This window comes from Streptomyces sp. NPDC057424 (genome assembly GCF_042803315.1).
In the GTDB taxonomy this organism is placed as follows: domain Bacteria; phylum Actinomycetota; class Actinomycetes; order Streptomycetales; family Streptomycetaceae; genus Streptomyces.
Window position 1 is genome coordinate 114,156 of the sequence record NZ_JBHVCP010000007.1, and the last position, 25,925, is coordinate 140,080.

General features: G+C 72.7%; 21 protein-coding genes and 1 pseudogene. 10 read left to right on the top strand and 12 right to left on the bottom strand.

Annotated elements, in window-relative coordinates; all coding sequences use genetic code 11:
* Nucleotides 1-27 precede the first annotated feature (27 nt).
* Nucleotides 28-1,374, bottom strand: a complete 1,347-nt coding sequence (locus ACFU3E_RS09145) for a M14 family zinc carboxypeptidase (protein ID WP_384154362.1) — start codon at nt 1,372-1,374, stop codon at nt 28-30.
* Between the two features lie 159 nt (nt 1,375-1,533).
* Nucleotides 1,534-2,085: an FHA domain-containing protein gene (locus ACFU3E_RS09150; protein WP_384154213.1), complete on the bottom strand. Its 552-nt coding sequence runs from the start codon at nt 2,083-2,085 to the stop codon at nt 1,534-1,536.
* A gap of 173 nt (nt 2,086-2,258) precedes the next feature.
* On the opposite strand from ACFU3E_RS09150, the gene treZ reads away from it, so the two are divergent.
* Nucleotides 2,259-4,004, top strand: a complete 1,746-nt coding sequence (gene treZ, locus ACFU3E_RS09155) for a malto-oligosyltrehalose trehalohydrolase (RefSeq protein WP_384154215.1) — start codon at nt 2,259-2,261, stop codon at nt 4,002-4,004.
* 392 nt (nt 4,005-4,396) lie between these two features.
* Here the strand turns inward: treZ and ACFU3E_RS09160 are convergent, their stop codons facing one another.
* Together ACFU3E_RS09160 and ACFU3E_RS09165 are read right to left on the bottom strand one after the other, a co-directional pair.
* Entirely contained in the window at nt 4,397-5,395 is a 999-nt protein-coding gene (locus ACFU3E_RS09160; protein WP_384154364.1) for an aminoglycoside phosphotransferase family protein, read from the bottom strand.
* Between the two features lie 47 nt (nt 5,396-5,442).
* Complete coding sequence (locus ACFU3E_RS09165; protein ID WP_384154217.1) at nt 5,443-6,570, bottom strand: M24 family metallopeptidase; 1,128 nt, start codon at nt 6,568-6,570, stop codon at nt 5,443-5,445.
* Between the two features lie 184 nt (nt 6,571-6,754).
* Here ACFU3E_RS09165 and ACFU3E_RS09170 point away from each other — a divergent pair.
* Nucleotides 6,755-7,509 (top strand): annotated as a pseudogene (locus tag ACFU3E_RS09170) (metallophosphoesterase).
* Between the two features lie 10 nt (nt 7,510-7,519).
* Here ACFU3E_RS09170 and ACFU3E_RS09175 read toward each other — a convergent pair.
* The 5 genes from ACFU3E_RS09175 to ACFU3E_RS09195 all read right to left on the bottom strand — a co-directional run bounded on the left by ACFU3E_RS09175 (nt 7,520) and on the right by ACFU3E_RS09195 (nt 14,644).
* Nucleotides 7,520-8,080: a PDZ domain-containing protein gene (locus tag ACFU3E_RS09175; RefSeq protein ID WP_384154219.1), complete on the bottom strand. Its 561-nt coding sequence runs from the start codon at nt 8,078-8,080 to the stop codon at nt 7,520-7,522.
* A 241-nt stretch (nt 8,081-8,321) separates the two neighbouring features.
* Nucleotides 8,322-10,520 carry a germacradienol/geosmin synthase Cyc2 gene (gene cyc2, locus ACFU3E_RS09180; protein WP_384154221.1) on the bottom strand — a complete coding sequence of 733 codons (2,199 nt, stop codon included), beginning with the start codon at nt 10,518-10,520 and terminating at the stop codon, nt 8,322-8,324.
* 141 nt (nt 10,521-10,661) lie between these two features.
* Nucleotides 10,662-11,852 carry a damage-control phosphatase ARMT1 family protein gene (locus ACFU3E_RS09185; protein WP_384154223.1) on the bottom strand — a complete coding sequence of 397 codons (1,191 nt, stop codon included), beginning with the start codon at nt 11,850-11,852 and terminating at the stop codon, nt 10,662-10,664.
* A 55-nt stretch (nt 11,853-11,907) separates the two neighbouring features.
* Nucleotides 11,908-12,555: a ScbR family autoregulator-binding transcription factor gene (locus tag ACFU3E_RS09190; RefSeq protein WP_384154225.1), complete on the bottom strand. Its 648-nt coding sequence runs from the start codon at nt 12,553-12,555 to the stop codon at nt 11,908-11,910.
* Nucleotides 12,556-12,844: 289 nt separating this feature from the next.
* The gene (locus ACFU3E_RS09195; RefSeq protein ID WP_384154228.1) at nt 12,845-14,644 is read right to left on the bottom strand and encodes a S8 family serine peptidase; all 1,800 of its coding nucleotides are present in this window, start codon (nt 14,642-14,644) and stop codon (nt 12,845-12,847) included.
* A gap of 360 nt (nt 14,645-15,004) precedes the next feature.
* On the opposite strand from ACFU3E_RS09195, the gene ACFU3E_RS09200 reads away from it, so the two are divergent.
* Nucleotides 15,005-15,934: a lytic polysaccharide monooxygenase gene (locus ACFU3E_RS09200; RefSeq protein WP_384154230.1), complete on the top strand. Its 930-nt coding sequence runs from the start codon at nt 15,005-15,007 to the stop codon at nt 15,932-15,934.
* 18 nt (nt 15,935-15,952) lie between these two features.
* Here ACFU3E_RS09200 and ACFU3E_RS09205 read toward each other — a convergent pair whose 3' ends face one another.
* The gene (locus tag ACFU3E_RS09205; protein WP_384154232.1) at nt 15,953-16,594 is read right to left on the bottom strand and encodes a Tat pathway signal sequence domain protein; all 642 of its coding nucleotides are present in this window, start codon (nt 16,592-16,594) and stop codon (nt 15,953-15,955) included.
* 630 nt (nt 16,595-17,224) lie between these two features.
* Here ACFU3E_RS09205 and ACFU3E_RS09210 point away from each other — a divergent pair.
* From ACFU3E_RS09210 to ACFU3E_RS09240, 7 genes are all read left to right on the top strand, one after another.
* Nucleotides 17,225-17,896: a DUF6230 family protein gene (locus tag ACFU3E_RS09210; RefSeq protein WP_384154234.1), complete on the top strand. Its 672-nt coding sequence runs from the start codon at nt 17,225-17,227 to the stop codon at nt 17,894-17,896.
* Complete coding sequence (locus ACFU3E_RS09215) at nt 17,896-18,342, top strand: DUF6114 domain-containing protein (RefSeq protein WP_384154236.1); 447 nt, start codon at nt 17,896-17,898, stop codon at nt 18,340-18,342. Before ACFU3E_RS09210 ends, ACFU3E_RS09215 begins: the two co-directional genes overlap by 1 nt.
* Nucleotides 18,343-18,853: 511 nt before the next feature.
* A complete protein-coding gene (locus ACFU3E_RS09220) occupies nt 18,854-19,858 on the top strand; it encodes a substrate-binding domain-containing protein (RefSeq protein WP_384154238.1) in 1,005 nt (334 codons plus the stop codon).
* Between the two features lie 190 nt (nt 19,859-20,048).
* Complete coding sequence (locus ACFU3E_RS09225) at nt 20,049-22,535, top strand: nitrate- and nitrite sensing domain-containing protein (protein ID WP_384154240.1); 2,487 nt, start codon at nt 20,049-20,051, stop codon at nt 22,533-22,535.
* A gap of 14 nt (nt 22,536-22,549) precedes the next feature.
* Entirely contained in the window at nt 22,550-22,981 is a 432-nt protein-coding gene (locus tag ACFU3E_RS09230) for a roadblock/LC7 domain-containing protein (RefSeq protein WP_020271575.1), read from the top strand.
* A gap of 1 nt (nt 22,982) precedes the next feature.
* On the top strand, nt 22,983-23,342 hold the full coding sequence (locus ACFU3E_RS09235; protein WP_384154242.1) for a DUF742 domain-containing protein: 360 nt from the start codon (nt 22,983-22,985) through the stop codon (nt 23,340-23,342).
* Nucleotides 23,329-23,913 carry an ATP/GTP-binding protein gene (locus ACFU3E_RS09240; RefSeq protein ID WP_384154244.1) on the top strand — a complete coding sequence of 195 codons (585 nt, stop codon included), beginning with the start codon at nt 23,329-23,331 and terminating at the stop codon, nt 23,911-23,913. Before ACFU3E_RS09235 ends, ACFU3E_RS09240 begins: the two co-directional genes overlap by 14 nt.
* Nucleotides 23,914-23,925: 12 nt before the next feature.
* Here the strand turns inward: ACFU3E_RS09240 and ACFU3E_RS09245 are convergent, their stop codons facing one another.
* Together ACFU3E_RS09245 and ACFU3E_RS09250 are read right to left on the bottom strand one after the other, a co-directional pair.
* Nucleotides 23,926-24,831: a hypothetical protein gene (locus tag ACFU3E_RS09245; RefSeq protein ID WP_384154246.1), complete on the bottom strand. Its 906-nt coding sequence runs from the start codon at nt 24,829-24,831 to the stop codon at nt 23,926-23,928.
* A gap of 122 nt (nt 24,832-24,953) precedes the next feature.
* Nucleotides 24,954-25,910 (bottom strand): ABC transporter substrate-binding protein, encoded by a 957-nt coding sequence (locus ACFU3E_RS09250; RefSeq protein ID WP_384154247.1) that lies wholly within the window; start codon nt 25,908-25,910, stop codon nt 24,954-24,956.
* Nucleotides 25,911-25,925 lie beyond the last annotated feature (15 nt).

Below are 25,925 nucleotides of genomic sequence, written 5' to 3' on the forward strand. Positions count from 1 at the left end.
GCAGGTGCGCCCGAACGGCCCTGCGTCTCAGTCCCGCTGCATCGGCACCGGCTCGCCCGAACCGGAACACGCGCGCGCGTGCCGCCCCGCCAGCTCGAACGCGGCGAGCACCACCCGGGCCTGGTACTCGGCCTGGCGGGCCACCGGGATCCAGCGCGCCCCGCAGCCGTCGCGGTACTCGGCGCACCACGCGTCGATCAGCCGGTCCAGCTCCGGCAGGACCCCGGCCGGGTCGCGGCCTGCGGCCCGTACGAGCTGGTGCAGCAGTCCCGCCGTGCGCAGGGCGAGCCGTCGCCCGGAGATGCGCAGGGCGACCAGGTGGGCGGTGCTCAGGGGCGGGAGGGGGCGGGCCGGGCTGTCGCCGGTGTCGGGGTCCCAGGCGTCGGCGAGGCCGGGGCAGACCAGGAGGTAGTCGTCGACCGGGGCGAGCAGGCGGGCCGCGTCGGGCACGGTGGCCAGGTGCGGCCGGATCCGGGCCAGCAGGTGCCGCAGGAGGCCCGTGTCGTGGCGCAGGGTGCGGCTGACGGCCCGCAGCACGGCGTCCCCGTCCGCGGGCGGGGAGCCGTCCGCCACGGCCGTCACACCCCACATGGGCGCCTCGACGACCGCGGTGACGGTGCCGTGCCGGTACGGATGGAACCACGTGGACTCGACGGCGGCCTCCGTGATCGCCGCGATCAGATCGGCCCGGCGCGGCGGCGGGATCCGGTAGACGGCGGGCCCGAGGCCGGGCCAGTACAGGGCGTCGTACGCGCCGAGTTCGCGCGGGATGCCGAGCCGGGCGGCGATATGGGCGAGGCGCCGGTCGAGGCCCGGCAGGTCGTGGGTGAGCTCGACGAAGCCGCCGCCGATGTCGACGCCGTGCAGGGAGCACTGGAGGAACGGGCGCAGTTCGTCCTGGAGGCCGAGCAGGGCACGGGTCTCCGGCAGGGCGGCGCCGGCCGCGCCGTCGGGCAGCCATTCGGGCTGCTCCAGGAAGCCGGGCCGGAAGAAGTTCCGGGCGTACCGGCCGAGTGTGAAGGGACCGGGCAGCCAGCCCTCGTTGCGGCGCGAGCCGTCCGGGTCGAGGCACAGCAGCAGGTTCCAGGTGGCGTCGGCGCCCTCGGTGAGCCGCGGGTCGGCCAGGGCCCGCTCCGCCAGGCGCAGCACGGTGGCGCCGCCCACCGGTTCGTTGGCGTGCGGGCCGGCGACGACCAGGGCCTGGCGGCTGCCGTGGCCGACGGAGAGCAGCCACATGGGGGTGCCCGCGCGGGAGGTGCCGACCCGGCGCAGCCGGGCGTCCCGGGGGTGGCGGGCGACGAGGGCGGCGGCCCGGGCGCGCAGTTCGCCGACGGTCGGGTAGCTCAGGAGGGGCGGCAGGGCACACCTCCCCATGCGGTGCCGTCGGTTCACCAGGTGTAGCTGGTGTAAACACAGTCAGTCACGACTTCAGGGGTACGTCAACACCGTGGACCGCAAAGGGATTCGGCCACACTCACGGGGCCGACGTTCGGTAATCCCCAGGCCAGGGCTGAGGTTTGGGTGCGTTTCCGGTCAGCCGGCCGACAGCCGGAACGCCATCCGGCCGAAGCCCACCTGGTCGCCCTCGCGGACGACGGCCGCGCCGACGACGCGCCGTCCGTTCACGGTCGTGCCGTTGGTGGAGCCGAGGTCGCGCAGGACCCATATGCCGCCCTGATGACGGAGTTCCGCGTGCACCCGGGAGACCGTCTCGTGGTTGAGGCGCAGCCCGCTGGCGGGGTCGCGGCCTATGCGCAGCGGATGGCCGTGCGACGGGTGGGGCAGCAGCAGCTTGGGCAGCCGCTCGGCCTGCCAGGCCCTGCGCAGCCGTACGGTGAAACCGGAGACGGCCTCGACGGTGCCGAACACCAGGCGCGAGAACCGGCTCTCGGTGCGCAGGTCGGCGGTGAGCACGGCGAGTTCGTCCGGGCGGCGGGCGGCGAGCGCCAGCTCCATGCGGCGGACGAACGTGTCGTGGGACAGGCGGCCCATGGCGACGCCGTCGCGGAGCACCTTCAGCACCCGGTCGCGCTCCGCGTCGGAGAGCCGCGCGGGGAACGTGTTGAACTCGAAGGACGACGTCACGCTGGTGATTGTCGGGCAGCGTGGCCGGGCTGTCCAGAAAACCGGAAATCGGCCGCCACACGAGCGTACCCGGTGAGACCCGCCGCAAATGGGTGGATGCACCAGCGGATTGATCTCTTGTGACGCACCATGGACGGGCTACATCACGGTGAGCAGACGAAGGGGAACCGTCCGTGCAGTTCGAGGTGTGGGCACCACAGGCCGGCCGTGTGACGCTCCAGTGCGACGACGTCACACGCGTGTTGGAGCGCGATCCGGAACGGGCGGGGTGGTGGCGGGGCGAGGCCGAGGCGCGCGAGGGGTCCCGGTACGGCTTCGCGCTGGACGACGGGCCCGTGCTGCCCGATCCGCGCTCGCGGCGGCAGCCGGACGGCCCGGACGGGCTGAGCGCGGTCGTCGATCACGAGCGGTTCGCGTGGCGCGCGCAGTGGCGGGGGCGGCCGCTGCCCGGCGCGGTGCTGTACGAGCTGCACGTGGGGACCTACACGCCCGACGGCACCCTGGACGCGGCCGCCGAGCGGCTCGGCCATCTCGCCGAGCTGGGCGTCACGCATGTGCAGCTGATGCCGCTGTGCCCCTTCCCGGGCACGCACGGCTGGGGCTACGAGGGTGTCTCGCTGTGGGCGGTGCACGAGCCGTACGGCGGGCCCGAGGCGTTGAAACGCTTCGTCGACCGGGCCCACGGACTCGGCCTGGGCGTGGTGCTCGACGTGGTGCACAACCACTTCGGGCCGTCCGGCAACTACCTCCCCGTCTTCGGCCCGTACCTCACGGACACGCACCACACGCCCTGGGGCGCCGCGGTCAACCTGGACGCGCCGGGCTCGGACGAGGTGCGCGCGTTCCTGATCGGCAGCGCGCTGGCGTGGCTGCGCGACTACCGGATGGACGGGCTGCGCCTGGACGCGGTGCACGCGCTGGTGGACACGCGCGCGTGCCACTTCCTGGAGGAGCTGTCGACGGCCGTGGACGCGCTGGCCGCCGAGGTGGACCGGCCGCTGTTCCTGGTCGCCGAGTCGGACCTGAACGACCCGCGGCTCATCACCTCCCGCGCGGAGGGCGGCATCGGGCTGCACGCGCAGTGGAACGACGACTTCCACCACGCCCTGCACACCACGCTGACCGGTGAGTCGCAGGGCTACTACGCCGACTTCGCGCGGTCTCCGCTCGGCGGCCTCGCCAAGACCCTGACCGGCGGATACTTCCACGACGGGTCGTACTCCAGCTTCCGGGAACGGCACCACGGACGCCCGCTGGACCGCACACGCGTGGCCGGGCACCGGCTGCTCGGCTACGGCCAGACCCACGACCAGGTCGGCAACCGAGCCCAGGGGGACCGGCTTTCGGCCCTGCTCTCCCCCGGTCTGCTGGCGTGCGCGGCCACGCTGATCCTGACGGCGCCGTTCACGCCGATGCTCTTCATGGGCGAGGAGTGGGCGGCGGGCACGCCCTGGCAGTTCTTCACCGACCACACCGACCCGGAGCTCGCGGACGCCGTACGGCGGGGCAGGCGGCGGGAGTTCGCCGCGCACGGCTGGAAGGAGGAGGACGTGCCGGACCCGCAGGACCCGGCGACCCGGAACCGCTCCTGCCTCGACTGGTCCGAACCGGAACGCGAGCCCCACGCGCGTGTGCTGGCCTGGTACCGGCAGCTTCTCGCCCTGCGCCACGCGCAGCCCGACCTGACCGACCCCGACCTCGCCGACACCAAGGTGGCCCACGACGAGGAGCGCCGCTGGATCGCCTTCCGGCGCGGGGACGTCCTGGTGGCGGTGAACCTGGCCTCCGAGCCGGCCGCGCTGCCGCTCGGCGTGCCCCACGCGCGCGTGCTGGCGGCCTGGGAGCCGGTGGACGAGCCCGGGGCGGACGGGGTGGTCCGGCTGCCCGGGGAGTCGGCCGTGGTGCTCGCCCAGGACTGAGCGCGGGGAGAGGCAGCGGACCTTGACGTCCTGCGCCTCGATGACGGGCGTGAAGGCCTACCGGGGGGCAACTGGTGCGTCATGGCCGCCGGCGGGGTGCGGGCGCTGCCGGGATCTCGCGCGCGGGCCGGGCGAGGACGGACCTCCCCGTGGCCGGGCCGACTCCCGCACGGGGTAGCCGGGGCCGGGCCGCCGTGACCATGAGCGCGGTGAGGCGCTGTGCCGGGGCATGCGGCCGGGCGGGGACGCCGTGGCGCCGTGCGTGGCCTGTGCGGCGGTGCCGGAGCAGCCGGCCGGGCACGTGCGGGCGGCGGCGGTCGGGCAGGGACAGGGCCGCGGCGGTGCGCTTCGTGCGCGGAGGACAGCCGTCCGGGAGGGCGCTGCCCGGCCCTCTACAGGGCGTCGTCGGCGTTCCCCAGGTCCGTCACGCGTTCCAGCAGGATCGGCTCCCAGGCGCGGCGCAGCCGGGTCCGCGGCAGGGTGGCGTTCTTGCCGGCGAGGTCCTCGGCGAGGCGGACGACGGTGTCGCAGCGGGCGAGCCACAGGCCGCGCAGGCAGGGGCGGGCGCCGTAGCCGGCGAGGGTGGCGGCGCGCACGGCGGCGGGTGAGCCGACGGCGAGTGCGAGGCCCGCGATGTCCTCGGCCGGATCGCCGACGACCGCGCCCGCCCAGCCGAGGACACCCCGCACCCGGCCGTCGGCGCTGACCACGAGATGGCCGCCCGTGAGGGCGTGGTGGGTGAGGACCGCCGAGCCGGGCTGGGCGGCCAGTTGGGACGCGGCGGGCGGGGTGAGCTGGTGCAGGCGTGCGGCGTCGAACTCGTCGGATCCGGCGAGGCGTTCGGCCGCGCGTACGGCGGCCCGGCGCAGTGCCTCCAGGGAGCGCGGCGAGGTGCGCGGCACGCCGAGGGTCTCGGCCTGCCGGACCGGCACCTCGCGCAGCCCCGTGAGGAGCGCGGCGAGGTCGGCCTCGCCGACGGCGGACACGTCGTGCTCCTCCCCCGAGCCGCCGGGCACCTTGGTGTCCAGCGTGTAACTCAGCCCGGGTGCCCACTCGCCGTGCGCGACGCTGGCCGGAACCGCCACCGGGACGTGCGGGCGGACGAGGTCGCGCAGGCGCAGTTCGCGGCGCTGGCGCAGGGTGGCCTCGCGGTCCGGGGCGAGGCGCAGCACGTGGCGGGTGCCGACCCACCAGGTGACGGGTTCGGCTCCCTGGGTCGCGGGCCGGACGTCGGGGCCCGGGCCGCTCCCGCCCTGCCGGGTCTCCTTGCCGCCCCTGCCGCCCTTGGTGTCCTTGCCGTCCTTGGTGTCCTTGCCGTCCTTGGTGTCCTTGAGGAGGGACAGGACCAGCCGGCGGACGGTGTCCGCGGTGGGTGTGGGTGCCTGGGTCATGGTCGCGCCGTTGCCGTTCGGGAGGCGTGCTGGGGACATCGGGGGCCTCACTCCACTATGACCAGCTCACGCGTGGTGGTGTTCAGGCGCCGCCCGCCGTCCTCGGTGACGGTCACGATGTCCTCGATGCGGACCCCGAACCGGCCGGGCAGGTAGATGCCCGGTTCCACCGAGAAGCACATGCCGGGCACCAGGAGCCGTTCCTCGCCCTCGATCATGTAGGGCGGCTCGTGGGTGGTGACGCCGATGCCGTGACCGGTGCGGTGGATGAAGTACGCGCCGTAGCCGGCGTCGGCGATGACCTGGCGGGCGGCCCGGTCCACGTCCTGGCAGGCGGCCCCGGGCCGCACCGCGCGGAAGCCGGCCTCCTGAGCCTCGCGCACGACGGCGTGCACGCGGCGCTCCTCGTCGGTGGGTTCACCGACGTGGACCGTGCGGGAGGTGTCGGAGCCATAGCCGTTCCGCAGGCCGCCGAAGTCGAGGACGATCATGTCGCCGCGGGCGATGACGCGGTCGCCCGCCTCGTGGTGCGGGTCGGCGCCCTTCGGGCCCGAGGCGACGATGGTGAAGTCGACCTGCTCGTGGCCGTGCCGGCGCAGCAGCCGGTCGAGGTCCGCGGCCACCTCGGATTCCCGTCGGCCGGCGAAGGGGACGTCGCGGATCTCCTCGAACGTCGCGTCGGCGGCAGCGCCCGCGGCCGCCATGAGGTCCAGCTCGGCCGCGTCCTTGACGGCGCGCAGCATCGGCAGGGCCTCGGTGAGCGAGGCGTAGGAGCTGCCGGGCAGGGCCTGCTGGAGGGCCAGCAGGTGCAGGGCCCAGGCGTTGTCGCTGATGCCGAACCGGCCGGAGGTACCGAGGAGGGCGGCGGTGGCGGTGTAGGGGTCCTTGCCGTCGGTCCAGTCGCGCAGGGTGAGGGCGGCCGCGCCGGGCGCCCGGTGCGCGTCCGGGGCCTCCAGGGCGGGGACGACGAGGACGGGGTCCTGCCCGGCGGCGAGGACCAGCAGGGTGAGCCGCTCGGTGACCGCCGGGGGTGTGTAGCCGGTGAGCCACACCAGGTCCGGTCCGGGGGCCACCAGCAGGCCCGCGAGACCGGCCTCGGCGGCCGTCCGCGCGGCGCGCTCCATGCGGGCCCGGTAGTCGTCGGCGGTGAAGGACGCGCCCGTGCTTCCGGTCATCCGGACCTCCCTGGACGGTCGAAAGGGCTACGGGCAGCATCCTGCCCGGCCAGCGGGGGCGGCGCGAGCCGTCTGCGGGCATTCACCCCGGCAACCCGCCCCTGACGGCAGAGGATTGCCCGCATGAGATCTAATGCTTATATGCAGCTCTTCCATTAGTGATCGGTCGAGGGGGCGTACGACGGTGCTGGTACTCGCACACATCAGCGATCTGCATCTGGACGGGAGCACGCGGGCGACGGAGCGCGCCGAGCGGGTGCGCGACCGCTCGTGGGAGCTGCCGGGCCGGGTGGACGCTCTGCTGGTGACCGGGGACATCGCGGACCACGGCACGGAGCCGGAGTACGAGGAGGCGGCCCGCGTCCTGGGGCTGCGCGCCGGTGACATGCCCTTCCCGGTGCTGACCTGTCCGGGCAACCACGACAGCCGTACGCCGTACCGCAAGGCGCTGCTGGACCGGCCCGGGGGTGAGGGGCCGGTCGACAGCGTGCAGGTCCTCGACGACGGGGCGATGCTGATGTGAGACTCCAGCGTGCCGGGCAGCGACGACGGGGAGCTGGACGAGGAGACGTACGACTGGATCGAGACGACCCTCGACGAACTCGACGGCGGCCTTCCGGCCCTGCTCGCCTTCCACCACCCGCCGGTGGCGCTGCACCACCCGCTGCCGGACTCCTGCCCGCTGCGGCACCCGGGCCGGCCGGCCGCCCTGCTGGCCCGCAGGCCCGAGATCGCGGGGCTGATCACCGGCCACGCCCACACCCCGCCGCCACCTCGTTCGCGGGACGGCCGCTGGTCGTAGGGCCCGCCGTGACGTGGACGCTGCGGCTGCCCTGGGAGGGCGAGCAGATCGCGGACCGGGAAGCGCCGCCCGGTCTCGCGTTCCATGTCCTGGACGACTCGGGGCGGCTCACGAGCCACTTCCGGGTCGTGTCCTGAGGGCGCGCTGTCACGCGGCGACGGCCGGTACGAGGGTCAGCTGCTCGTATCCACCGCTGCGGTGGCGGACCGTCAGCCTGACCTCGGAGCCCGGGCGGGCACGGCTCACGGCCCGGACCAGATCGGCGGCCGTGTCGATCCGGGTCGCGCCGAAGGCGAGGAGGACGTCGCCGCGCACCAGGCCGGCGGCCTGCGCGGGACCGGGGACGTGCAGCCCCACGACCACGGCCCCCGGCTTCCGGGCGTCCATGACCTGCACGCCGAGCGTCGCGGCGGCGGGTGCGGGGGGAGCGGATGCGGGCGCGGGGCCGGGGAGCGACGGCGCATACCCACCCCGCGGGTCGAGGCGCCCGCCCTTGCCGAGCACCGCGCTCCCCATCGCTCCGAGGCCGATCCCGGACAGCACCAGGACCGTGCCCGTGAACCCGGCGAGCAGCATGTTGAGCAGCCGCCGCCCCCGTCGGCGGGCGGCGTGCGGGCGAGGCCGTGAGGGGCCGGTCCCCGTCGCCGGTGCGGCCCCGTCGGGCTCCCGGCCCGGCATCGGCTTGGGTCGCAGCGCGGTCTGTTCCATGGCTCGCCTCCGGATGGTGCCGATCGCCTCCGGCGGATCCCGGGGCGATCACGGCAGGTGCTCTACCCGGCGCATCGGCGGCCGACGAGCCACGAACGAGTGAGACTGACCGGCGCCGGGGCGCTCGGAGGGCCGCCCGAACGCGGGCACGGCTCGTACCGCACCCGGTCGCGGGGTGCGGTACGAGCCGCGAGGATGCGCGGGCCGGTCAGCCGGTGTGGCCTTCCGGCCGGAACCGAACTCAGCGAAGAGCGGGCACGGGCACGGCCGGTGGCCGGTCCGGGAGAAAGCCGTGGACACGCCGGGACAGCCATGCGTCCTTGTAGCGGTCCACTTCGCGATGCCAGTTGAGGATGCCCGCCATCCAGTTCCGCAGGTCCGTCACATACGTCGCCATCGCCGCGCGAGCCTCCTCCGTGAGCTGGAAGTCGTCGTACAGGACGGGCAGTTCGTGCTCGACGACATGCTCGAACTGGCGCATGCGCTGGCTCATCAGATCGTGCACGATGCCGAGCCCGGTCGGGTAGTCGCAGCCGAAGAAGGTCTGCACGACGAGGATCGCATTGTGGATCTCGCCCTCGAACTCGATCTCCTTCTGGTACGAGAAGACGTCGTTGAGGAGGCACGCGAAGTCCATCGCGGCGTTCTCCAGGGAGCGGACCGGGCCGCTGCGGTAGACCTCGGGCGGGACGGCCGGGCCGTGTCCCATCCGGCACAGGCTCAGGGTGAGGTCGGAGCCGAAGGTCGCCCGGCGCATCTCCAGGTAGTCGACCGGATCGGGCACACGGTTCTGGAGCTGGTTGGACAGCTCCCAGACCCAGCTCTCGGTCATGACGTTGATCGCGTCCTTGAGCGTGCGCCGCGCCCCGGGCGGCATCTCCGCGGTGGTACGCGCCCACAGATCGGCCAGGGCGCGTTCCATGGCGTTGGCCGGGAGCAGCGGCTCCGCGCCGTCGACGGGCATGCAGTCGGACAGGCGGGCCGTGGTCACCCGGGCGGCGGCGAGGTCGCGGCGGTGGCCGTAGACCAAGGGGTAGTAGTCGTCGCCGTAGGTGCCCCAGGCGAGCCACTGCGCGCTGAGGTCGAGGGCCTCGGGCGTCGCGTCCGGGTCGAGGCCGGCCGAACAGAGCGCGAGGTCGTAGGCGCGGAGCTTGTCCTCGTCCCAGACGCCCTCGGCGAGGATGCCCATGCGCTCCGCCCAGTCGCGCAGACTACGGCGGGCGTTGTCCAGGTGCGGGCTGAGCTCCAGCGGGAACGGCATGCGGATGTCGGGGATCCGCGACGGCCCGACCTTCTGGTACGGCACATGCGTGTAGGAGCGCAGCCTCCCCCACTGCCCGGAAGGCCCGGGACGTGCCCCCATGGCGCCGGACGAGGCGAGCAGGGCGCGGACGTCGGCGGCGGCCGTGCCCATGCCGGTGCACCCCGGCCACGGACTGCCGCCGCGCACCGCGTTCTCGTTCATGTAGCGGCTGGAGCGCAGATGCCACTCGTGGCCGCCGGACTGCCAGTCCTGCAGCCCCTTCGTGTACGCCGCCACGGCCGCGACCTCGCCGGGCCCGAGCCCCTTCTCCAGGGCCACTGCGGGCACTTCGGTGAACGCCGTGTGCTCGAACTGGTGGAGGCGGGAGGTGAGGACGTCGTTGACGGTGTCGGCGGCCTCCTGCGTGGTGCAGCCGAAGAAGGTCTCCAGCACCAGGACGCCGTTGCTGAGTTCGCCCTCGTCCTCGACCTCGCGCTGGTAGGAGAACAGGTCGTTGCGCAGGTGCACGGCGTCGGAGAACGTCTCCATCAGCACCCTCAGCGGCCTGGAACCGGCGACAGGGGCGGGCACTTCCGCGGTCGCGTACTCCACGAGCCCCGCCGACCAGGGGGCGCCGCCGACCTTGCGGCGCATCTCGATGTACTCGACGGGGTTGGCGATCCGCCCCTCGTTGATGTTGGACAACTCCCACATCGACTCGTTGAGGAGGTGCTCGGTGGCCACGGCGAAGCGGCGGCGCCAGTCCTCGGACATCTTCGGCACCGTGCGCGCCCACAGGTCGGCGAGACCCGCCTCGACCGGGTTCTCCGGCTCCGGCACGGGAGCCGACAGGTCCAGCGGCATGAACAGGGGCAGCCGGTCCAGGTGGGCCTTGCCGGCGGCGCGGTCCTGGGTGCGCTTGAACAACTCCAGGAAGTGGTCGTCGAAGAAGAAGACCCACACGTACCAGTCGGTGATGAGGGAGAGAGCGGGGCCGTCGCAGTCGGGGTGGGTGTAGGCGCAGAGCAGGCCGTAGTCGTGTGCGTCGAGGTCGGCCTGGTCCCAGACGCCGGAGCCCTCCAGCATGCCCATCTCGCGCGCCCACGCGCTCGAGTGGGCGCGGGCCTCGTCGAGGTGGGGGTTCAGCCGCGCGGGGTGCGGCATGTAGAAGTGCGGGAGTTCGAACGGCTGCGTCATGGCCGGGCCCTACCCGGTGCCCCGCTGCCGCATCCGCGGGGCCGGACATGATCACACCATCGCGTGAATCAGGGCCGAACGCGAAAGCTCTGCCCGGCCCTTGTGGCGTTCCTCCCTCCACCGGGCGCCGCGTCCCACCGCTTACCGGGCGTCGCGTACCTGGATCAGCGCGTGGGTGCCGCTGGTGCGCCAGCGCTGGTCCTCCGCGGCGACCAGCGCGGCCTCGGTGTGCGCCTCGAGGCCGGTGATCACGTCGGACTTCAGGGTGCGCAGGGCGGCGACCGGACCGGGGAAGTAGGCGGTGACGTCCGCGAAGGGCGTGGTCGGGGCCCAGAGCCGGTCGCCCACCAGGCGGCGGTAGTTGAGGTCGCCCTTGACGATCGTCAGGGTGGCCGAGGCGAACTCGGCCCGCAGGTCGCCGGGCATCTCCTCGTACGGCAGCGGGGCGCTGGAGAAGGGGTGGGCGCGCAGGGTGAGACGGCCGTCGGCCAGGGCCGACCAGAGCCGCTGTCCGTACGTGGCGGCCGCTCCCCCGGCGCCGGTCAGGCGGCGCAGGGCGTCGACGACGTCGGCGGTGGTGGCGTCGGAGACGTAGTAGGGGTACGGCTTGACGTGCAGGACGGCCCGTCCGATGCGGCCGGTCTCCAGGAGGTGCGCGATGAGGAGGAGGTCGGGGACGAGTTCGCGGCCCGCGTTGTCGGCGACCAGGCACAGCGTGCCGGCCCCCGGGCCGGTGGTGTCGAGCAGTGACCAGAGCCGGGCGCTGTCGTCGGCGACCAGGCCGGGCGCCGCCTCCGCGTCCCGCGCGCCTTCGGCGGAGAGACGGAAGCCGAGGTCGGCGCGGTTGCCCCAGAGGGAGCCGTGCAGCAGGGCCTGGGTCTGCTCGGCGGCGGGCCGGCCTGCGAGGTCGTCGAGTGCGGCGAGTTCCTCGTCGGTCTCGGCGGAGTCGAGTTCGGCCCGTTTGAAGGGGCGGAAGGGGTCGATGCCCTGCCAGGGGCCGGGGCCGAACCAGCCGACGGCCTGCAGCAGCCGGCGGTAGAACCAGCTCTCGGACCAGAGCCACGGCACGTCGAACCAGGAGCGTCCGGTGTATTCGTGCAGCCCCCACGTCTCCCAGTGATGCCGGTCGTGCGCGTCGGCGGGGAGGGGTTCGATCTCGCCATCGGTGCAGTTGGCGAGCAGTTCGTCGAGGGCGCGGTGCTGCCCTGGTTCGTACGGGAAGGCCTCGCGGACCTGTTTGATGATCGCGGGGTGCCGCTCGGCCAGCACGCTGTGGGGGAAGGAGCCCGGCTGGTTGCCGAGGAGCAGGGGCGCGGAGGGGATGTCGGGCATGGGCCACACCGTAACGCGCGTGCCCTTCGCTCGGGCCGAGCCGCCCGGCGCCCGGTCACACCGGGGCGATCTCCCGCTCCAGGCGCGCCGCCAGGCTCAGATAGCGGGATCTGCGGGTCACCGGGACCAGGCCGCGGATCAGTATGTTCCACATCTCGGCCGTCCGGCGGGGCTGGCGTGCGACCGGTTCGCGGGAGCGGCCGACGACGCGGGTGCCGACGAAGAAGCAGACCAGGGAGTGGGCCACGACGTCGATATCGACGTCCGGGTGGACGTCGGACTCCTTGACCGCGCCGACCAGCCGGGCCGTGACGATGTCCAGCCACTCGGTGAACGGGTGGCTCAGGGGCGGCCGGGGCCGGATTCCACCCGTGGCGAGCCGTAGCCCGGCCCGCAGCACCGGGTCCTCGACGGACATGCGGGTGATGCCGAACGTGAGGCGCATCAGCGCCTCGAGGGAGGTGTGGCCGCGGTGGTCGGTCTCCGTCGCCAGCCGGCGGGCGGTGTGCGACTGGAGTTCGAGGATCGCGTGGGCGAGATCCTCCTTCGCCGCGAAGTGGAAGTACAGGGCGCCCTTGGTGACGTGAGCGTGCTCCACGATGTCGCTGAGACTGGTCGATTCGTAGCCGCGACGGTCGAACAGGTCAGCGGCGGCTGTGATGATCGTCGAGCGGGTCTGCTCGGCCCGCAACTGCCTCGCCATCGGCTGAACTCTCCCGGGACGGAAATGAACGGGTCATGCCGTTTGTTTTTACCCCCCGTACACGATAACTCACCCTGAGACGGCGCCCATCACACCAGTGTGCCGGAGTGCGGGCACACTTCCGGCAAAACAAGCGCAACTGGTGAAAGAAAACAGCGCGTTCGGTATCTAACTGTGGGGCATATGAGGCCAGACGTAAAGGCGGGCCGCCCGGTGCCCCATCCGCACCGGCCGGCCCGCCCGCTTGTGGCCTGCTCCGTTCAGCGTCCTCGTCCGAGGACCGAGAGGATCAGAAGGTCAGCTTCCAGCTGTTGAGCTTTCCCGTGTCCTGCGCCGCGGTGTCCTGGACGCGCAGCTTCCAGGTGCCGTTGGCCGTCTCACCGGAGGCGTTGACCGTGTAGGTGGCGTTCACGTTGTCCGCGGAGTCCGACGAGGCCGACTTCAGGCGGTACGCCGTACCGTCCGGCGCGACCAGGTCGATGACGAGGTCGCCCCGGTAGGTGTGGGTGATGTCCACGCCGACCTGGAGGGCCGAGGGGGCGTTGCCGCTGCGGCCGGTGACGCTGATCGGCGACTCGATCGCCGCGCCGTCGTCCGGGATGGCGACGACGGTGGTGCTGGAGAAGGTCGTGCCGGTGGACGAACCGCCCTTGACTGCCTGGACCGTCTTGGCGGCGTCCGCCAGGCCCGCGCCGCAGCCACCGGAGCAGCTGCCGGGCAGGGTACGGGCGTTGGTCTTGATGGCCGACTCGATCTGCGCCGGGGTGAGGGCGGAGTTGGCCGACTTCATCAGGGCGGCGAGGCCCGCGACGTGCGGGGCGGCCATGCTGGTGCCCTGGTAGTAGTGGTAGTTCTCGCTCGACGGCGTCCTGGTGCCGGAGTTCAGCGTGGACAGGATGCCGTTGGCGGTGGAGGACCGGGTCTCGCCGCCGGGGGCCGCGATGTCGACGGCCGAGCCGTAGTTGGAGTAGGAGGCCCGGCTGCCCGCGCGGTTGGTCGCGGCGACGGTGATGACGTTGCTGCAGTTCGCCGGGGAGGCGTTGGCGGCGTTCTGGTTCTCGTTGCCGGCCGCGACGACGACGGAGGTGCCGCGGTTCACGGCGCCGTTGATGGCGCTCTGCGTGGCGGTGGAGCAGGCCCCGCTGCCGCCGAGGCTCATGTTGATGACCTTGGCGACGTTGGTGTTGGCGGGCACGCCGGAGACGCTGCCGCCGGACGCCCAGGTGATGGCGTCGATGATGTCGGAGTCGTAGCCGCCGCACTTGCCGAGGACACGGACCGGGGAGATCTTCGCGCCGTAGGCGATACCGGCGACACCCTTGCCGTTGTTGGTGGCGGCGGCGATGGTGCCGGCCACGTGGGTGCCGTGCCAGGAGGAGTTGGACGCGGGGATGCCCGGGCCGCACTCGTTGGCGTTGTACCAGTCGCCCGGGTCGGCCGGGTTGCTGTCGCGGCCGTTGCCGTCGACGGAGACCGCGGTGTCGGAGATGAAGTCGTAGCCGCCGACGATGTTCGCGGCCAGGTCGGAGTGGGCGACGTAGCCGGTGTCGATGACGGCGACGGTGACGCCGCTGCCGGTGGTGGTGTCCCAGGCGGCCGGGACGTTCATGCCCGCGGTGGACTCGAACAGGTCCCACTGCTTGCTGTACTCGGTGTCGTTCGGGGTGACGGCCGTCGGCTTGTTCAGGCGGTCCGGGACGACGTAGGCGACCTGCGGGTCGGCCTGGTACTGGGCGACGACGTCGGCGACGGAGGCACGGGTGGGGTTGGTGCCCAGCTCGACGAGGGCGGCGCCGGTGCCGAGGCGGCGCTGGAAGTCGATCTCCTCGCCGGTCTTCTCGGCCTTGGACGCGGCGTCGGCGGCCGCCGCCTTGTTGGACTCGGCCTCGGTGGCGCCGGACTTGTAGCCGACGATGAGGCGCTCCGCCCGGATGCCGGGGGCGGCCTCGGTCTGGGCGGCGGGGACGGCGGCCGGTCGGGGAGCCGGCTCCTGGGCGACGGCGACCGAGGCGGGGGCTGCGGTCAGCAGGGCGGTGGAGACGACGGCGACGGATATCAGCTTCCGTCTGAGCTCTGGGGAGATACGCACGGTCGTTGCCTTTCGTGGCCGGACTCCGGGCTGGGCGGAGCGGCGGTGGGGTCGCTTCGTCGTCGAAGCGGAGGGGGGTCATTCGAAAAGCGAAGAGCGACGCGGTGGCCGGCCAGGCGCGAGACAGAAGCTGACCGTTCGGGGTTACCTGTGGGTCAGCAGTGCTCGAACGATAGGCAAAGGGCAGGTCACCGGGATACGGGGGAAACCCTCGATCCGGCCGCGAACCGACCCTCTATGACGGGCCGTTGAGCGCGAATGGCCCCTTTTCCAACAGCTCGTGGCGAGGTGAACGCGCCCGGCCGGTTTCCCGTACTTCACTGTCGAACGTCGCCGCCCCGGCCGAGGAGACGCAGAGGCATGCCCCGTACGACCGCACACCGCACCGCGCTCGCTGCCGCCCTCGTGACCCCGCTGCTGCTGCCGCTGTGGGCGGCGGGGCCGGCCCGGGCGCACGGGGCACCGACGGATCCGGTGAGCCGGGTGGTGGCCTGTTCGCCGGAGGGCGGTGACCACGCGGGCACAGCGGCGTGCCGTGCGGCCGTCGCCGCGAACGGCGCGCCCTTCACGGCGTGGGACAACCTGCGGGTGGCGAACGTCGGCGGAAGGGACCGGGAGGTCGTCCCCGACGGGAAGCTGTGCAGCGGAGGACTGCCGGCCTACCGGGGCCTCGATCTCGCCCGCGCCGACTGGCCGTCGACCCGGACGACGCCCGGCGCGACGCTGACGATGCAGTACGCCTCGACGATCCCGCACGCCGGCACGTTCCGGATGTATCTGACGAAGCCCGGCTACGACCCGGCCGGGCCGCTGTCCTGGTCAGACCTGCCCGGGAAGCCGTTCGCCGAGGTGACGGACCCGGCCCTGACGGACGGCGCGTACCGCTTCGCTGCGACTCTGCCGTCCGACCGGACCGGGCGGCATGTGCTGTACACGGTCTGGCAGAACAGCAGCACGCCGGACACCTACTACTCGTGCTCGGACGTGGTGTTCCCGGAGACGAGGAAGGAGCCGAAGGAGGCGGAGCCGCAGAAGAGGGAGCCGCAGACGGAGGAGGAACCGGAGCAGAAGAAGCAGGAGAAGAAGAAGCAGGAGCCGGAGACGGAACAGCCGTCGGTGAGCCCTGCCGTGCACAGCCCCGGCCCGCGGCCTCAGGGCGACCAGACGCCACTGGCGACCACCTCCGGCCCGGTCTCCGGCCCGTCCGCGCCCGTGCTGGCGGGCGGCGCCGCGGCGGTGCTGCTGCTCACCGGCGGCGCCGCCCTGGCCGTACGACTACGGCGACGCTGAACTACCTTCCTCCGACGCCTAGTTGACGTGGATGGCGGCGCCTCCCTTGGTCACCGGGGCGTACTTGGCGGTGAAGAAGGCGTTACTGAAGCACAGCGAGGATCCGGACACCTTGGTGAACTGCTGGTTGGTGAAGGAGATGCTGTTGTCGGCGTTGCTCGCCGTGCCGGTCAGGCCGGGGGCCTGGTAGACGCAGGTGATCGTGCCGAGCAGGGTGCGCAGCTTGACCGTGGACTGCACGGCGGAGCCCGCGGCCGGAGTCACGGAGACGGTTCCGCCGGAGGAGACGCTGGTGGTGTAGGGCAGGTTGTCGACGGTGATGCCACTGACACCGAGCACCCCGACGACGTTGGCGGTGCAGCCGCTGGTGTCGAAGCTGTGCGAGGTGAGGGACTCGGTGGCGGTGCCCGGGGCGGCCGGGTTGTCGGTGACGGCCGCGGAGAACGCCGACTTGGTGCAGGAGATGCCGCTGGTGCCGGTCGCGCTGGAGTAGAAGGTGGCGGCGGTGCCGCTCGCCAGGGACGCGTCGAGCACGTCGCCGACCGCGACGGCCGTGCCGTCGGTGGTGGTCAGGACGGGGGTGTCGGCCGCGGAGGCGGGGGCGGCGAGCCCCAGGGCGGCGACGGCGGCGGTGAGGGTGAGGAGGGTGCGCGTACGCATGCGGGTGTACCTCTTTCCATAGCGGGGGTGAGGGGTGCGCCGGACGTCCGCCGCCGCCGGCCCGTCACGCCTTCTCCGTACATGACGGGCCGGCAACGGCAGGCCGGTCACCGGCCGGAGGTTCACACGGGAGGGGACCTCCGGCCGGGCCGGGCGGGGGGTGGCTGGTGACACGGCCCCGGGGAGAGCGGCCGTGCCGCGGCGTAGGGACTCGGGCGAGGGAAAGCCCGTTCGGACGCACCGGGCGACTTGATGCCCTGACGGGGACGAGCGGGTCCGGGACCCACGGACGTGCCGCGTGGCGGATCCGGCGCCACGGATCCGGTGGGACGAGGAGAGTTGTAGACCTACGCGTGAGCCAACGTCAAGGCCTCTCAAGGGAGTTGTGCTTGTGCTGAGCCTTTCGGGAGACCGGCGGCTCACTCGCGGAACACAATCGACACTCTTTGTCCACACTTCCCTTGACCCTTCATGTAACCCCCGGTAACTTCCTCGACGGCTACTGCGGCGTAACGAGAAAGCCCTTGCAACCGCCGGGAGTTGCGGGAGACGTGCGCACGCGGTCGATGTCCGCGCCAGGGCAACGTGCCACCGAAGTCCGATCCGCACCGACACGCACCTGGAGCAGACATGACCTCCTCCGTCGAGCACACCCCCGAGAGACCGGACGGCGCCACCGCCCCGGACGTCACTGACGCTCCGGCGCGACGCGGGCGGGTCCGGGCGCGCCGGGCCGCGGTGATGGCGGTGCCGGCCACCCTGGCCGCCGCGGGGCTCGCGGTCCTCACCGCCCAGGGGGCGCTGGGTGTGCAGTTCGCCATCTCCGGCATGCCGTTCACGGTCACCGCGACCGAGCTGAACGGCACCGGCTTCGCACAGTTCGGCGGTCTGGACGAGATGGCCGAGGGCAGCCCCAACGCGGGTGACACCGGCGGTCAGGTGCTGGTCGTCACGTCCGTGATCAAGAACGCGACGCTCACCAAGCTGTGCCAGAGCGTGGACCTGGGCGGCACGAACCTGGTCATCCGGGCGGGTGAGGGCGCCCAGAAGGTCACCGCCAGCGATCTGACGACCGACTCCACCGAACTGTCCGGCAACGCCGCGTTCAACAACATCGAGATCGGCAACGACGCCAGCACCCTCGACAAGGCAGGGCCGAAGGGCCGCGGACCGAAGGGCGTGTTCAGCCAGCAGTCCGACACCGTGCACATCGCCAACCTGCGACAGACCAACTACGCCACGACAGCCGGTGTGTTCAAGCTGCCCGGTCTGAAACTGGGCTTCAGCGGATCGGGCTGCTGATGCCGCGCGGCCCGCGCGAGGGAGTCCGGCCCGCCTTCAGGCAGTGGCGGGCCGGCCGTCCGTTCTGGGGCGGGCTGCTGCTCGCCCTGGGCGGGGCGGAGGTCCTGCTGACCCTGAAGGCGTCGCTGGACGTCATCCTGCACGTCGGCATGCAGGGCCTGGCCGGCTATCTGCTCCCGGCCGTGATGCTGCTGTGCGGCGTGCTGATCCTCTTCAACCCCGCCCAGCGCCTGTTCTACTCGGTCATCGGGGTGCTGGTCTCGCTGGGCACCTGGCTGACCTCCAACCTGGGCGGCTTCTTCATCGGCCTGCTCCTGGGCGTGACCGGCAGCTGCCTCGCCTTCGGCTGGCTCCCGGACCAGGAGCCCCGCGTCGGCCGCAGGCAGCGCCGGAAGGAGGCCCGGGTGGCGGAGACCTCGCCCCCGGCGCCGGTGCGGCAGGCTTGACGACTGCCGCGAAGGCGGCACCGGCCGCGCGAGGCCGCGTGCGCGACTGGCCTCAAGGCGCAGTGCACCCGCCGGCGGCCCCTCCGCATCGCGCCGCCGACCCGCCCGGCGAGGCCAGGTCACGCCGGACGAGGCCGGCCGGGTCGCCCGGGGCCCGCGGCCAGGGGCATGCCGATGCGGCGGCGGAACCCGGCGCCGTCCCGGTCAACAAGGGCGTCCGAACCGCACGGACGGTACGGAAAGCGAAGGTGGGAGCATCACCGGCGAGGGCATCGTGAGGTACGGGGCGGTGGCGCGCAGGCCGTAACCGGAATCCCGCCGTTCGACCCGTCGGACGGATCATCACAATGCGGCAGCATCAACTCACGGCATGTGGCCGCTCACTTGACGACCAGTGGTCACACACGGTTGGCTCCGGGCCAGCGAGAGTCATCCGGTCGGCGCACCCGCTGCGGCCCCGCCTGCACTCTCGCCCTGCTCTTGCTCGGCCGCACTGCGAGGTCCGCCCCTCATGAACACTCCGTCCCCGCCGCCCACCTCCGTGAGACGCACCCGTGTCGCGGCACTGGCGTCCGCCCTGTGCCTGCTGGTGTCCGGCTGCTCCGTCCTCGGCGCGGCCGACGACGGGGCGGACGGAGCGGGCGGATCCGGCGGCGGGATGAGGGTCACCCTGGTGACGCACGGCGGCAAGGGCGACGCCTTCTGGGACCTGGTGCGCAGGGGCGCGGAGGCGGCGGCCGCCAAGGACGGCGTCGATCTGACGTACGTCGGCGACGCGGACCCGGCCGCGCAGGCCGATCTGGTGCGGGACGCGGTCCGCGACAAGGCCGACGGCATCGCGGTGACCCTGGCCAAGCCGGCGGCCATGCGCGGCCCGGTCGCCCAGGCCAAGGCGGCCGGCATACCCGTCGTCGGGCTCAACTCCGGCATCGACGCCTGGCGGCCGACGGGGCTCCTGGAGTACTTCGGCCAGGACGAGTCCGTCGCGGGCCGGGCCGTCGGCGACAAACTGGACGACCTCAAGGCGGAGCACGCCCTGTGCGTGGTGCACGAGCGGGGCAACGTCGCGCTGGAGGCCCGCTGCGCCGGTGTGCGCAAGGCCTTCGGCGGCGACACCGACAACCTGTACGTGGACGGCACCGACCCGGACGCGGTGACCGCCACGATCGCCTCCCGGCTGCGGCAGGACTCGAGCATCGACGAGGTCGTCACCAACGGCGCCCAGTTCGCACTGAGCGCGGTCGAAGCCGTGCGGCGCTCCGGCAGCCGGGCGAAGGTCGCCACCTTCGACCTCAACAAGGACCTGGTCGAGGCGGTCCGGGACGGCGAGGTGCAGTTCGCCGTGGACCAGCAGCCGTATCTGCAGGGCTACCTCGCGGTGGACGCCCTGTGGCTGTACCGGACCAACGGCAACGTCAGCGGCGGCGGGACGGCCCCGGTGCTCACCGGCCCCGCCTTCGTGACCAGGTCGAACGTGTCCGCCGTGGCGCGGTTCGCGGCCGCCGGGACCCGGTGACGGGCACTTTCTGTGACGGTGTCGCCAAAGATTCGGTCAGGCCCGGTCCGCATGTCCACTTGTACGGATAACATCCTGCACATCCCATGTGCCGTACCCGGGACGGCACCACCCCCGCGCCCGTCCCTCACACCCCCCGATCGTTCCGCCCTCCCGTTCCTCACCTCCCGCTGATCGCCCTAGGACGACGATGTCTCGACGGACAGGTGCCCGGCGCCGTCTCGGTTCCATACGCCTCTCCCTGGTGCTCCTGGCCCTCGTGCCCAGCGTCACCCTCGCCGGCATGTGGGGCGTGACGACGATCCAGATGTTCTCCGAGGGCCTGAGGCTGCGCGCCCAGACGGAGCTCAGCCGGTCGACCGGCGCCATGGGCACCGACGCGACGCTCGCGCTGCAGCGGGAGCGCAGTCTGTCGGCCGCCTGGCTGGCCTCCCCAAGAGGCTCCCGGGCCGCCCTCGACGCGCAGCGCGAGGAGACCGACGAGGCGGTGGCCAAGCTGGTCGGGCAGGCGGACGCGATCGAGAGGGCGCCCTCCCGGATATCCGAGCGGCTGTACTCGGTGCTGGGCTCGGTGGGCAGCCTGGAGTACTACCGGGACCAGGTGGACAACCCCACCGACATCACCCCGCAGCAGGCGCTGGACCAGTACTCCTCGATCATCGACGACCAGATCCACGCCTTCCAGGAGCTCTCCCAGGTCGACGACGGTGACCTCACCTCACAGGCCGGCCCGCTGGTCGGTCTCGAGCACGCGGCGGAGCTGGTGTCCCGGGAGGACGCGCAGCTGACCCTGGCCTGGCCGTCCGGGCATCTGGACGACCAGGCGTGGACGCAGTTCACGGAACTGGTGAACACGCGGCGCTGGCTGGTCAAGGACCAGGTCCTGCCGCAGCTGACGGGTGGCGCCAAGGCGCAGACCGAGCGAATCCTGGCGAGCCGGGAGTGGCAGACGCTGCAGTCCGTCGAGGACCGGGTGCTGGCGTCGCGCAACGCCGGCGAGACCGCCGGCCGGATCGCCCTGCCGGACGCGCGGAAGCAGTGGTCCGCCGCCATGGACAAGCTGTCCGAGCAGTACGCGGGCCTCATCCAGCAGCAGACGGCGGGGCTGTTGGAGCGCAGCGCCGACAAGGCGGACGCACTGCTGCTCAAGGCGGCGCTGCTGAGCGCCGGCGGGCTGCTCGCGCTGCTGCTGTGCGTCGGCATGTCGTGGCGCATCACCCGCTCGCTGTCCCGGCGGCTGCGCGGACTGCGCCGGGCCGCCGTCAGCCTCGCGCAGGAGCGGCTGCCCGATGTGGTGGCGCGGCTGGACCGGGGCGAGACGGTCGACCCGGAGTCGGCGACGACCGAGCTGGACTACGGCCACGACGAACTCGGCCAGGTGGCCCGGGCGTTCAACACCGCCCAGCGCACGGCCGTGCACACCGCGGTCGAACTCGCCGACACCCGGCGCGGGTTCCAGAAGATCATCCTGGGCATAGCGCGGCAGAGCCAGAACCTCGTCAACCTCCAGCTGAGCAAGCTCGACACGCTGGAGCGCGAGCACACCGACCCCGACATCCTCAAGGGCCTGTACGAACTGGACTCCACGGCCAGCCAGTTGCGCCGCTACGAGGAGAACCTCGTCATCGTCAGCGGCGAACGGCCCGGCCGCAGCTGGACCGAGCCGGTCGCGCTGATGGACATCCTGCGCAGCGCGGTCGGGGAGGTCGCCGAGTACCAGCGGGTGGAGGTGCTCACCGAGGAGGAGGTGTGCGTCGCGCCGCCCGCGGTGGCCGACGTGATCCATCTGCTGGCCGAGCTCATCGACAACGCGACCGCGTACTCCCCCGCCCCGAGTCCCGTCACGGTACGGGCCGGCATGGTGGCCAAGGGCCTGGCCGTCGAGGTCGAGGACCGCGGCCTCGGCATGTCGGAGGAGGACTACACGTCCTTCAGCGAACAGCTGGCGGTGCCCCCGCAGTTCGACGTGGTGGCACTCGCCGACGACCTGCGCCTGGGCATGTTCGTGATCGCCCAGCTGGCCCACCGGCACGGCATCGCCGTCACCCTGCGCTCGTCGCCGTACGGCGGGACCACGGCGATCGTGCTGATACCGCACGAGATCGTGGTGCGGGAGAGCACGGGAAGTGCGGCGCCGCGGGCCGCCGAGGACGGGGCCGGCGTGAACGGCCTCGTGGCCCCGGCCGGCACGAGAGGCGCGGGCGGTGACGCGAAGGACGGCGACGCCCCGGAGAGCGGGCCGCTGGCGGTGGACGGACGGGGTTCGATGGACGCCGAGCAGAGTGAGGAGCCCGGGCGCGCCGAGGCGTCGCGGGGGACGGAACGCGCCGCCGGGTCCGCCCGCGAGCCTCGTCCCCTCGTCACGGCCCGCGCCGCTTCCGCCGCCCCGGCCGCCGGCCGCGAGGTCGTCCCCCGCCAGGACGGTCTCGCCCCGCTTCCCCGCCGGGTGCCGCAGACCAGTCTGGTGGAGGAGCTGCGCGAGGAGGCCGCGCCCGCGGATGACGACGGCTCCCCCGACGACTTCACCGCGGAAGCCGCCGCGTCCTCCCTGGCCGGTTTCCAGCGCGGCACGCTCCGGGCCCGTGACGACGACGCCGAGCCGCCCCGCGACGAGGAGGCGGCCGCCGCACCCCGGCAGGCCGCCCCCGTCCCCTCGACTCCGCCCGCCGACCGCTGACGAAGGACACCGCAATGACACGCCCCATCCCCGCCACGCACACCCAGCTCGACCAGTTGCTGACCGGACTCGTGGAGCGGGTCGCCGACGTGAACCAGGCCGTGGTGCTCTCCGAGGACGGCCTGGTGGTCTCCAAGTCCACCGGATTCCTGCGCGACGACGCCGAGCGGCTCGCGGCGACCGCGTCCGGTCTGATGAGCCTCAGCAAGGGCGTCAGCATGGATTTCCGGGGCGGCCCGGTGCGCCAGGCCCTCATCGAGATGGCCAACAGCTATCTGATCCTGACCTCCGCCGGCCCCGGTGCGCATCTGGTCGTGCTGACCGGGCCGGGCGCGGACGTCGGGGTGGTGGCGTACCAGATGAACATGCTGGTGAAGAAGATCGGCGAGCACCTCAGCGCGGCACCGCGGGGCATGGCCGGGCCCGTCGTCGATCCAGGCGTGTGAGGTGGGCGTAGGTGATTCGGCGGGCCGGCTCGTCCGGCCGTTCGCTCTGACCGGCGGCCGGACCCGGCCCAGCCGCGCCGACTTCACGCTCATCTCGACGGTCACGGCGGTCGATCCGCCCCCCGTCACGGCGGCCCGGTGCCAGCCCGAGCACACCCGGATCCTCCGGCTGTGCGCCGAGCCGGTCGCCGTGGCGGAGCTGGCCGCCCGGCTCGACCTGCCGGTGAGCGTGGTCGTCATCCTGCTGTGCGACCTGCTGGAGGCGGGCCGGATCACCGTGCGCCCGCCGCGCCTCGTTTCCCGTACCACTCCGGACCTGGACCTGCTGCAGAAAGTGAGGGACGGCCTTGGCCGGCTCTGACCTTGCCACTGACGCGTCTTCGGCACCCGACACGGTCAAGATCCTCATCGCCGGGGGCTTCGGCGTCGGCAAGACCACCATGGTCGGGTCGGTCAGCGAGATCGTGCCGCTGCGCACCGAGGAACCCCTGACCATGGCCGGTCTGGGCGTGGACGACCTCGACGGCATCGAGGAGAAGCGGGCCACCACCGTGGCCCTGGACTTCGGCCGGATCACCATCAGCCGGGAACTGGTGCTGTACCTGTTCGGCACGCCGGGGCAGCAGCGGTTCTGGTTCATGTGGAACGACCTGGCGCTCGGCGCGCTCGGTGCCGTGGTCCTGGTCGACGTGCGCAGACCCGAGTCCAGCTTCGCCGCGATCGACTTCTTCGAGCGCCGGGGCATTCCGTTCGTCGTCGGAGTCAACGGCTTCCACGGCGAACACCCGTACCCGCCCGAGGACATCCGGGAGGCGCTCGCGGTGCCGGAGCACGTGCGGGTGCTGCTGTGCGACGCCCGGGACCGGGAGTCGTGCCGGGACGTGCTGATCGCCCTGCTCGACCAGCTGATCGCGTCGGCGGTGCAGGCCTGAGTCGGGGACGGTTCAGCTCCGGCCGGGTGCGTTCGCGGGCCACTCGGCGCAGGGCACCGGGCGGCCCGTGAACGCGTCCAGGAGGATGCGGTCGCCGATCGGCCGGTCCAGCGTCACCGTCACCTTCTCGCCGCGCAGATCGGCCGTGCAGGGGCCGTCCTCGACGCCCTCCACCCCGGCGGACAGCACCACGCTGCCGTCCGTCTCGAACGCCGTCACGACGGGACCGTCGTCGCAGGATCCGTGATGCGCCATCACGGTGACGGACCGGCCGTCCCCCGCCACCTTCGTCAAGCCGCCGAGCGGAGCGAGCCCGTCCTCGGGCGCGTCCCGTCCGAGCGGTGCGAGAGGCGGCGTGGGCAGTCCGGACGGGCTCACCGCCGCCCTCTTCAGCGGACCGGTGTAGCCCTCCAGGGTGAACAGCCAGGCCGGGACGGTCGCCGGCCCGCGGGCGGTGAGCACGGTCATGTCCCCCGGCTCGGCCCGGGTGACGGTCAGCCGGGGGCCGGGGCCACTGTTGCGGTCCAGGCTCCGGTAGGCCTGCTCGGCGGCCATGAGAGGCCTGGTGAGCGAGCCCCCGTCCGGCCAGGTCACCCGACCGCCCTTGCCGCGGGTGGAGGGAAGGGGCGCCCGCAGGTCGAAGTTGCCGGTCGCGTAGGCGCGCCGGTCGTCGTCGCGCAGGCCCTCCGCGGGCGGTTGGACGACCGGAGCCGTGGGGTGGTATCCCTCGCGCCACTGTGCGGCCGCCCGGGAGCCGTCCCAGGCGTCGGCGACCCGGCGGGCGCGGTCCTGCGACCGCGGGGCCGGGTCGCTGCCACCGGCCTCCGCCGTGCCGCAGCCGGCGGCGGCACCGGCTCCGGTGGCGGACAGGGCGAGGACGAGCACAAGACGGGCGGTACGTGTCCGGTCGGTACGCATGGCTCTCCCAGGGGATCGCGGTGCCGGGCGTGGTTCCGTACCTGTGACGTCCCCCGACCGGCCCGCGTTCGGTCCCCCGGGATCCGGCCGAGCCCGCTATCGCGTCGAGACGGGCGGCCGGCTCAGGCCAGGCCCGCCGACTTCAGCCACGCCCGCGCCACGTCCAGCGGGTCCTTCTTCTCGAGCTGCACCTGCGCGTCCAGATCCAGGAGGGTGTTCGTGTCCAGCTCGGCGGAGACCGCGTCGAGCGCGTCGACGCCCTTCTGGGAGAGGCCGCTCTTGTGGACCAGCGGGGTCACGTTGGCGAACCCGAAGAGGTTCTCGGGGTCCTTCAGGACGACGAACTCCTCCTTCACGATGGTCGGGTCCGTGGTGAAGATGTCGGCGGCCTGGACGGTGTTCCTGGTCAGCGCCGCCTGGGTCAGCGGGCCGCCGGCGTCGAGCGCCTTGAAGGACTTGAACTCCAGGCCGTACACGGACTTCAGGCCCTCCAGGCCCTGATGCCGGGTCTGGAACTCGGGAGAACCGCCGATCACCAGGTCGGGTGCCGCGTCCTTGAGGTCCGCGAGGGTGGACGAGGAGGTGAGCTTGTACTTCTCGGCGGTCTCGGCGTTGACGGTCACCGAGTCCTTGTCCTCGGCGGGCGAGGACCTGAGCAGCGTCAGCTTCTTGTCGAGCTTGGCCTTGACGGCCTCGTTCACGGCCTCGGCGGACTTCTGCTCGGCCTTGGGGTCCAGGTAGGCGAGCAGCGAGCCGTTGTACTCCGGCAGCACGGTGACGGAGCCGTTCTTCATCAGGCCGTACGTCGTCTCACGGCTGCCTATGTTGTGCTTGTAGGCGACCTTGATGCCCTTGGCCTTGAGCGCCTCGCCGTAGATGTCGGCGAGCAGGGTGCTCTCGGCGAAGTTGTTGGAGCCGACGACGACGGTGCCCGCCTTCGCCTTCTCGCCCGCCAGGGGGTCGTCGGAGGTGTCGCCGGACGAACAGCCCGCGAGCAGTGCCGCAGCGGCGGTGAGCGCGGCGGCCGCCGCACCGGTGTGCCTCGTCCTGGACCAGCTGCTCTTCGCGGTGGAAGTCATCCACCGATCCAATCC

Bases quoted from the DNA above. Each gene is read 5' to 3' on its own strand.
- ACFU3E_RS09145 (WP_384154362.1), bottom strand. From the start codon at position 1,374: ATGGGGAGGTGTGCCCTGCCGCCCCTCCTGAGCTACCCGACCGTCGGC.
- ACFU3E_RS09160 (WP_384154364.1), bottom strand. From the start codon at position 5,395: ATGACCCAGGCACCCACACCCACCGCGGACACCGTCCGCCGGCTGGTC.
- ACFU3E_RS09165 (WP_384154217.1), bottom strand. From the start codon at position 6,570: ATGACCGGAAGCACGGGCGCGTCCTTCACCGCCGACGACTACCGGGCC.
- ACFU3E_RS09175 (WP_384154219.1), bottom strand. From the start codon at position 8,080: ATGGAACAGACCGCGCTGCGACCCAAGCCGATGCCGGGCCGGGAGCCC.
- cyc2 (WP_384154221.1), bottom strand. From the start codon at position 10,520: ATGACGCAGCCGTTCGAACTCCCGCACTTCTACATGCCGCACCCCGCG.
- ACFU3E_RS09185 (WP_384154223.1), bottom strand. From the start codon at position 11,852: ATGCCCGACATCCCCTCCGCGCCCCTGCTCCTCGGCAACCAGCCGGGC.
- ACFU3E_RS09190 (WP_384154225.1), bottom strand. From the start codon at position 12,555: ATGGCGAGGCAGTTGCGGGCCGAGCAGACCCGCTCGACGATCATCACA.
- ACFU3E_RS09200 (WP_384154230.1), top strand. From the start codon at position 15,005: ATGCCCCGTACGACCGCACACCGCACCGCGCTCGCTGCCGCCCTCGTG.
- ACFU3E_RS09205 (WP_384154232.1), bottom strand. From the start codon at position 16,594: ATGCGTACGCGCACCCTCCTCACCCTCACCGCCGCCGTCGCCGCCCTG.
- ACFU3E_RS09210 (WP_384154234.1), top strand. From the start codon at position 17,225: ATGACCTCCTCCGTCGAGCACACCCCCGAGAGACCGGACGGCGCCACC.
- ACFU3E_RS09215 (WP_384154236.1), top strand. From the start codon at position 17,896: ATGCCGCGCGGCCCGCGCGAGGGAGTCCGGCCCGCCTTCAGGCAGTGG.
- ACFU3E_RS09220 (WP_384154238.1), top strand. From the start codon at position 18,854: ATGAACACTCCGTCCCCGCCGCCCACCTCCGTGAGACGCACCCGTGTC.
- ACFU3E_RS09225 (WP_384154240.1), top strand. From the start codon at position 20,049: ATGTCTCGACGGACAGGTGCCCGGCGCCGTCTCGGTTCCATACGCCTC.
- ACFU3E_RS09230 (WP_020271575.1), top strand. From the start codon at position 22,550: ATGACACGCCCCATCCCCGCCACGCACACCCAGCTCGACCAGTTGCTG.
- ACFU3E_RS09245 (WP_384154246.1), bottom strand. From the start codon at position 24,831: ATGCGTACCGACCGGACACGTACCGCCCGTCTTGTGCTCGTCCTCGCC.
- ACFU3E_RS09250 (WP_384154247.1), bottom strand. From the start codon at position 25,910: ATGACTTCCACCGCGAAGAGCAGCTGGTCCAGGACGAGGCACACCGGT.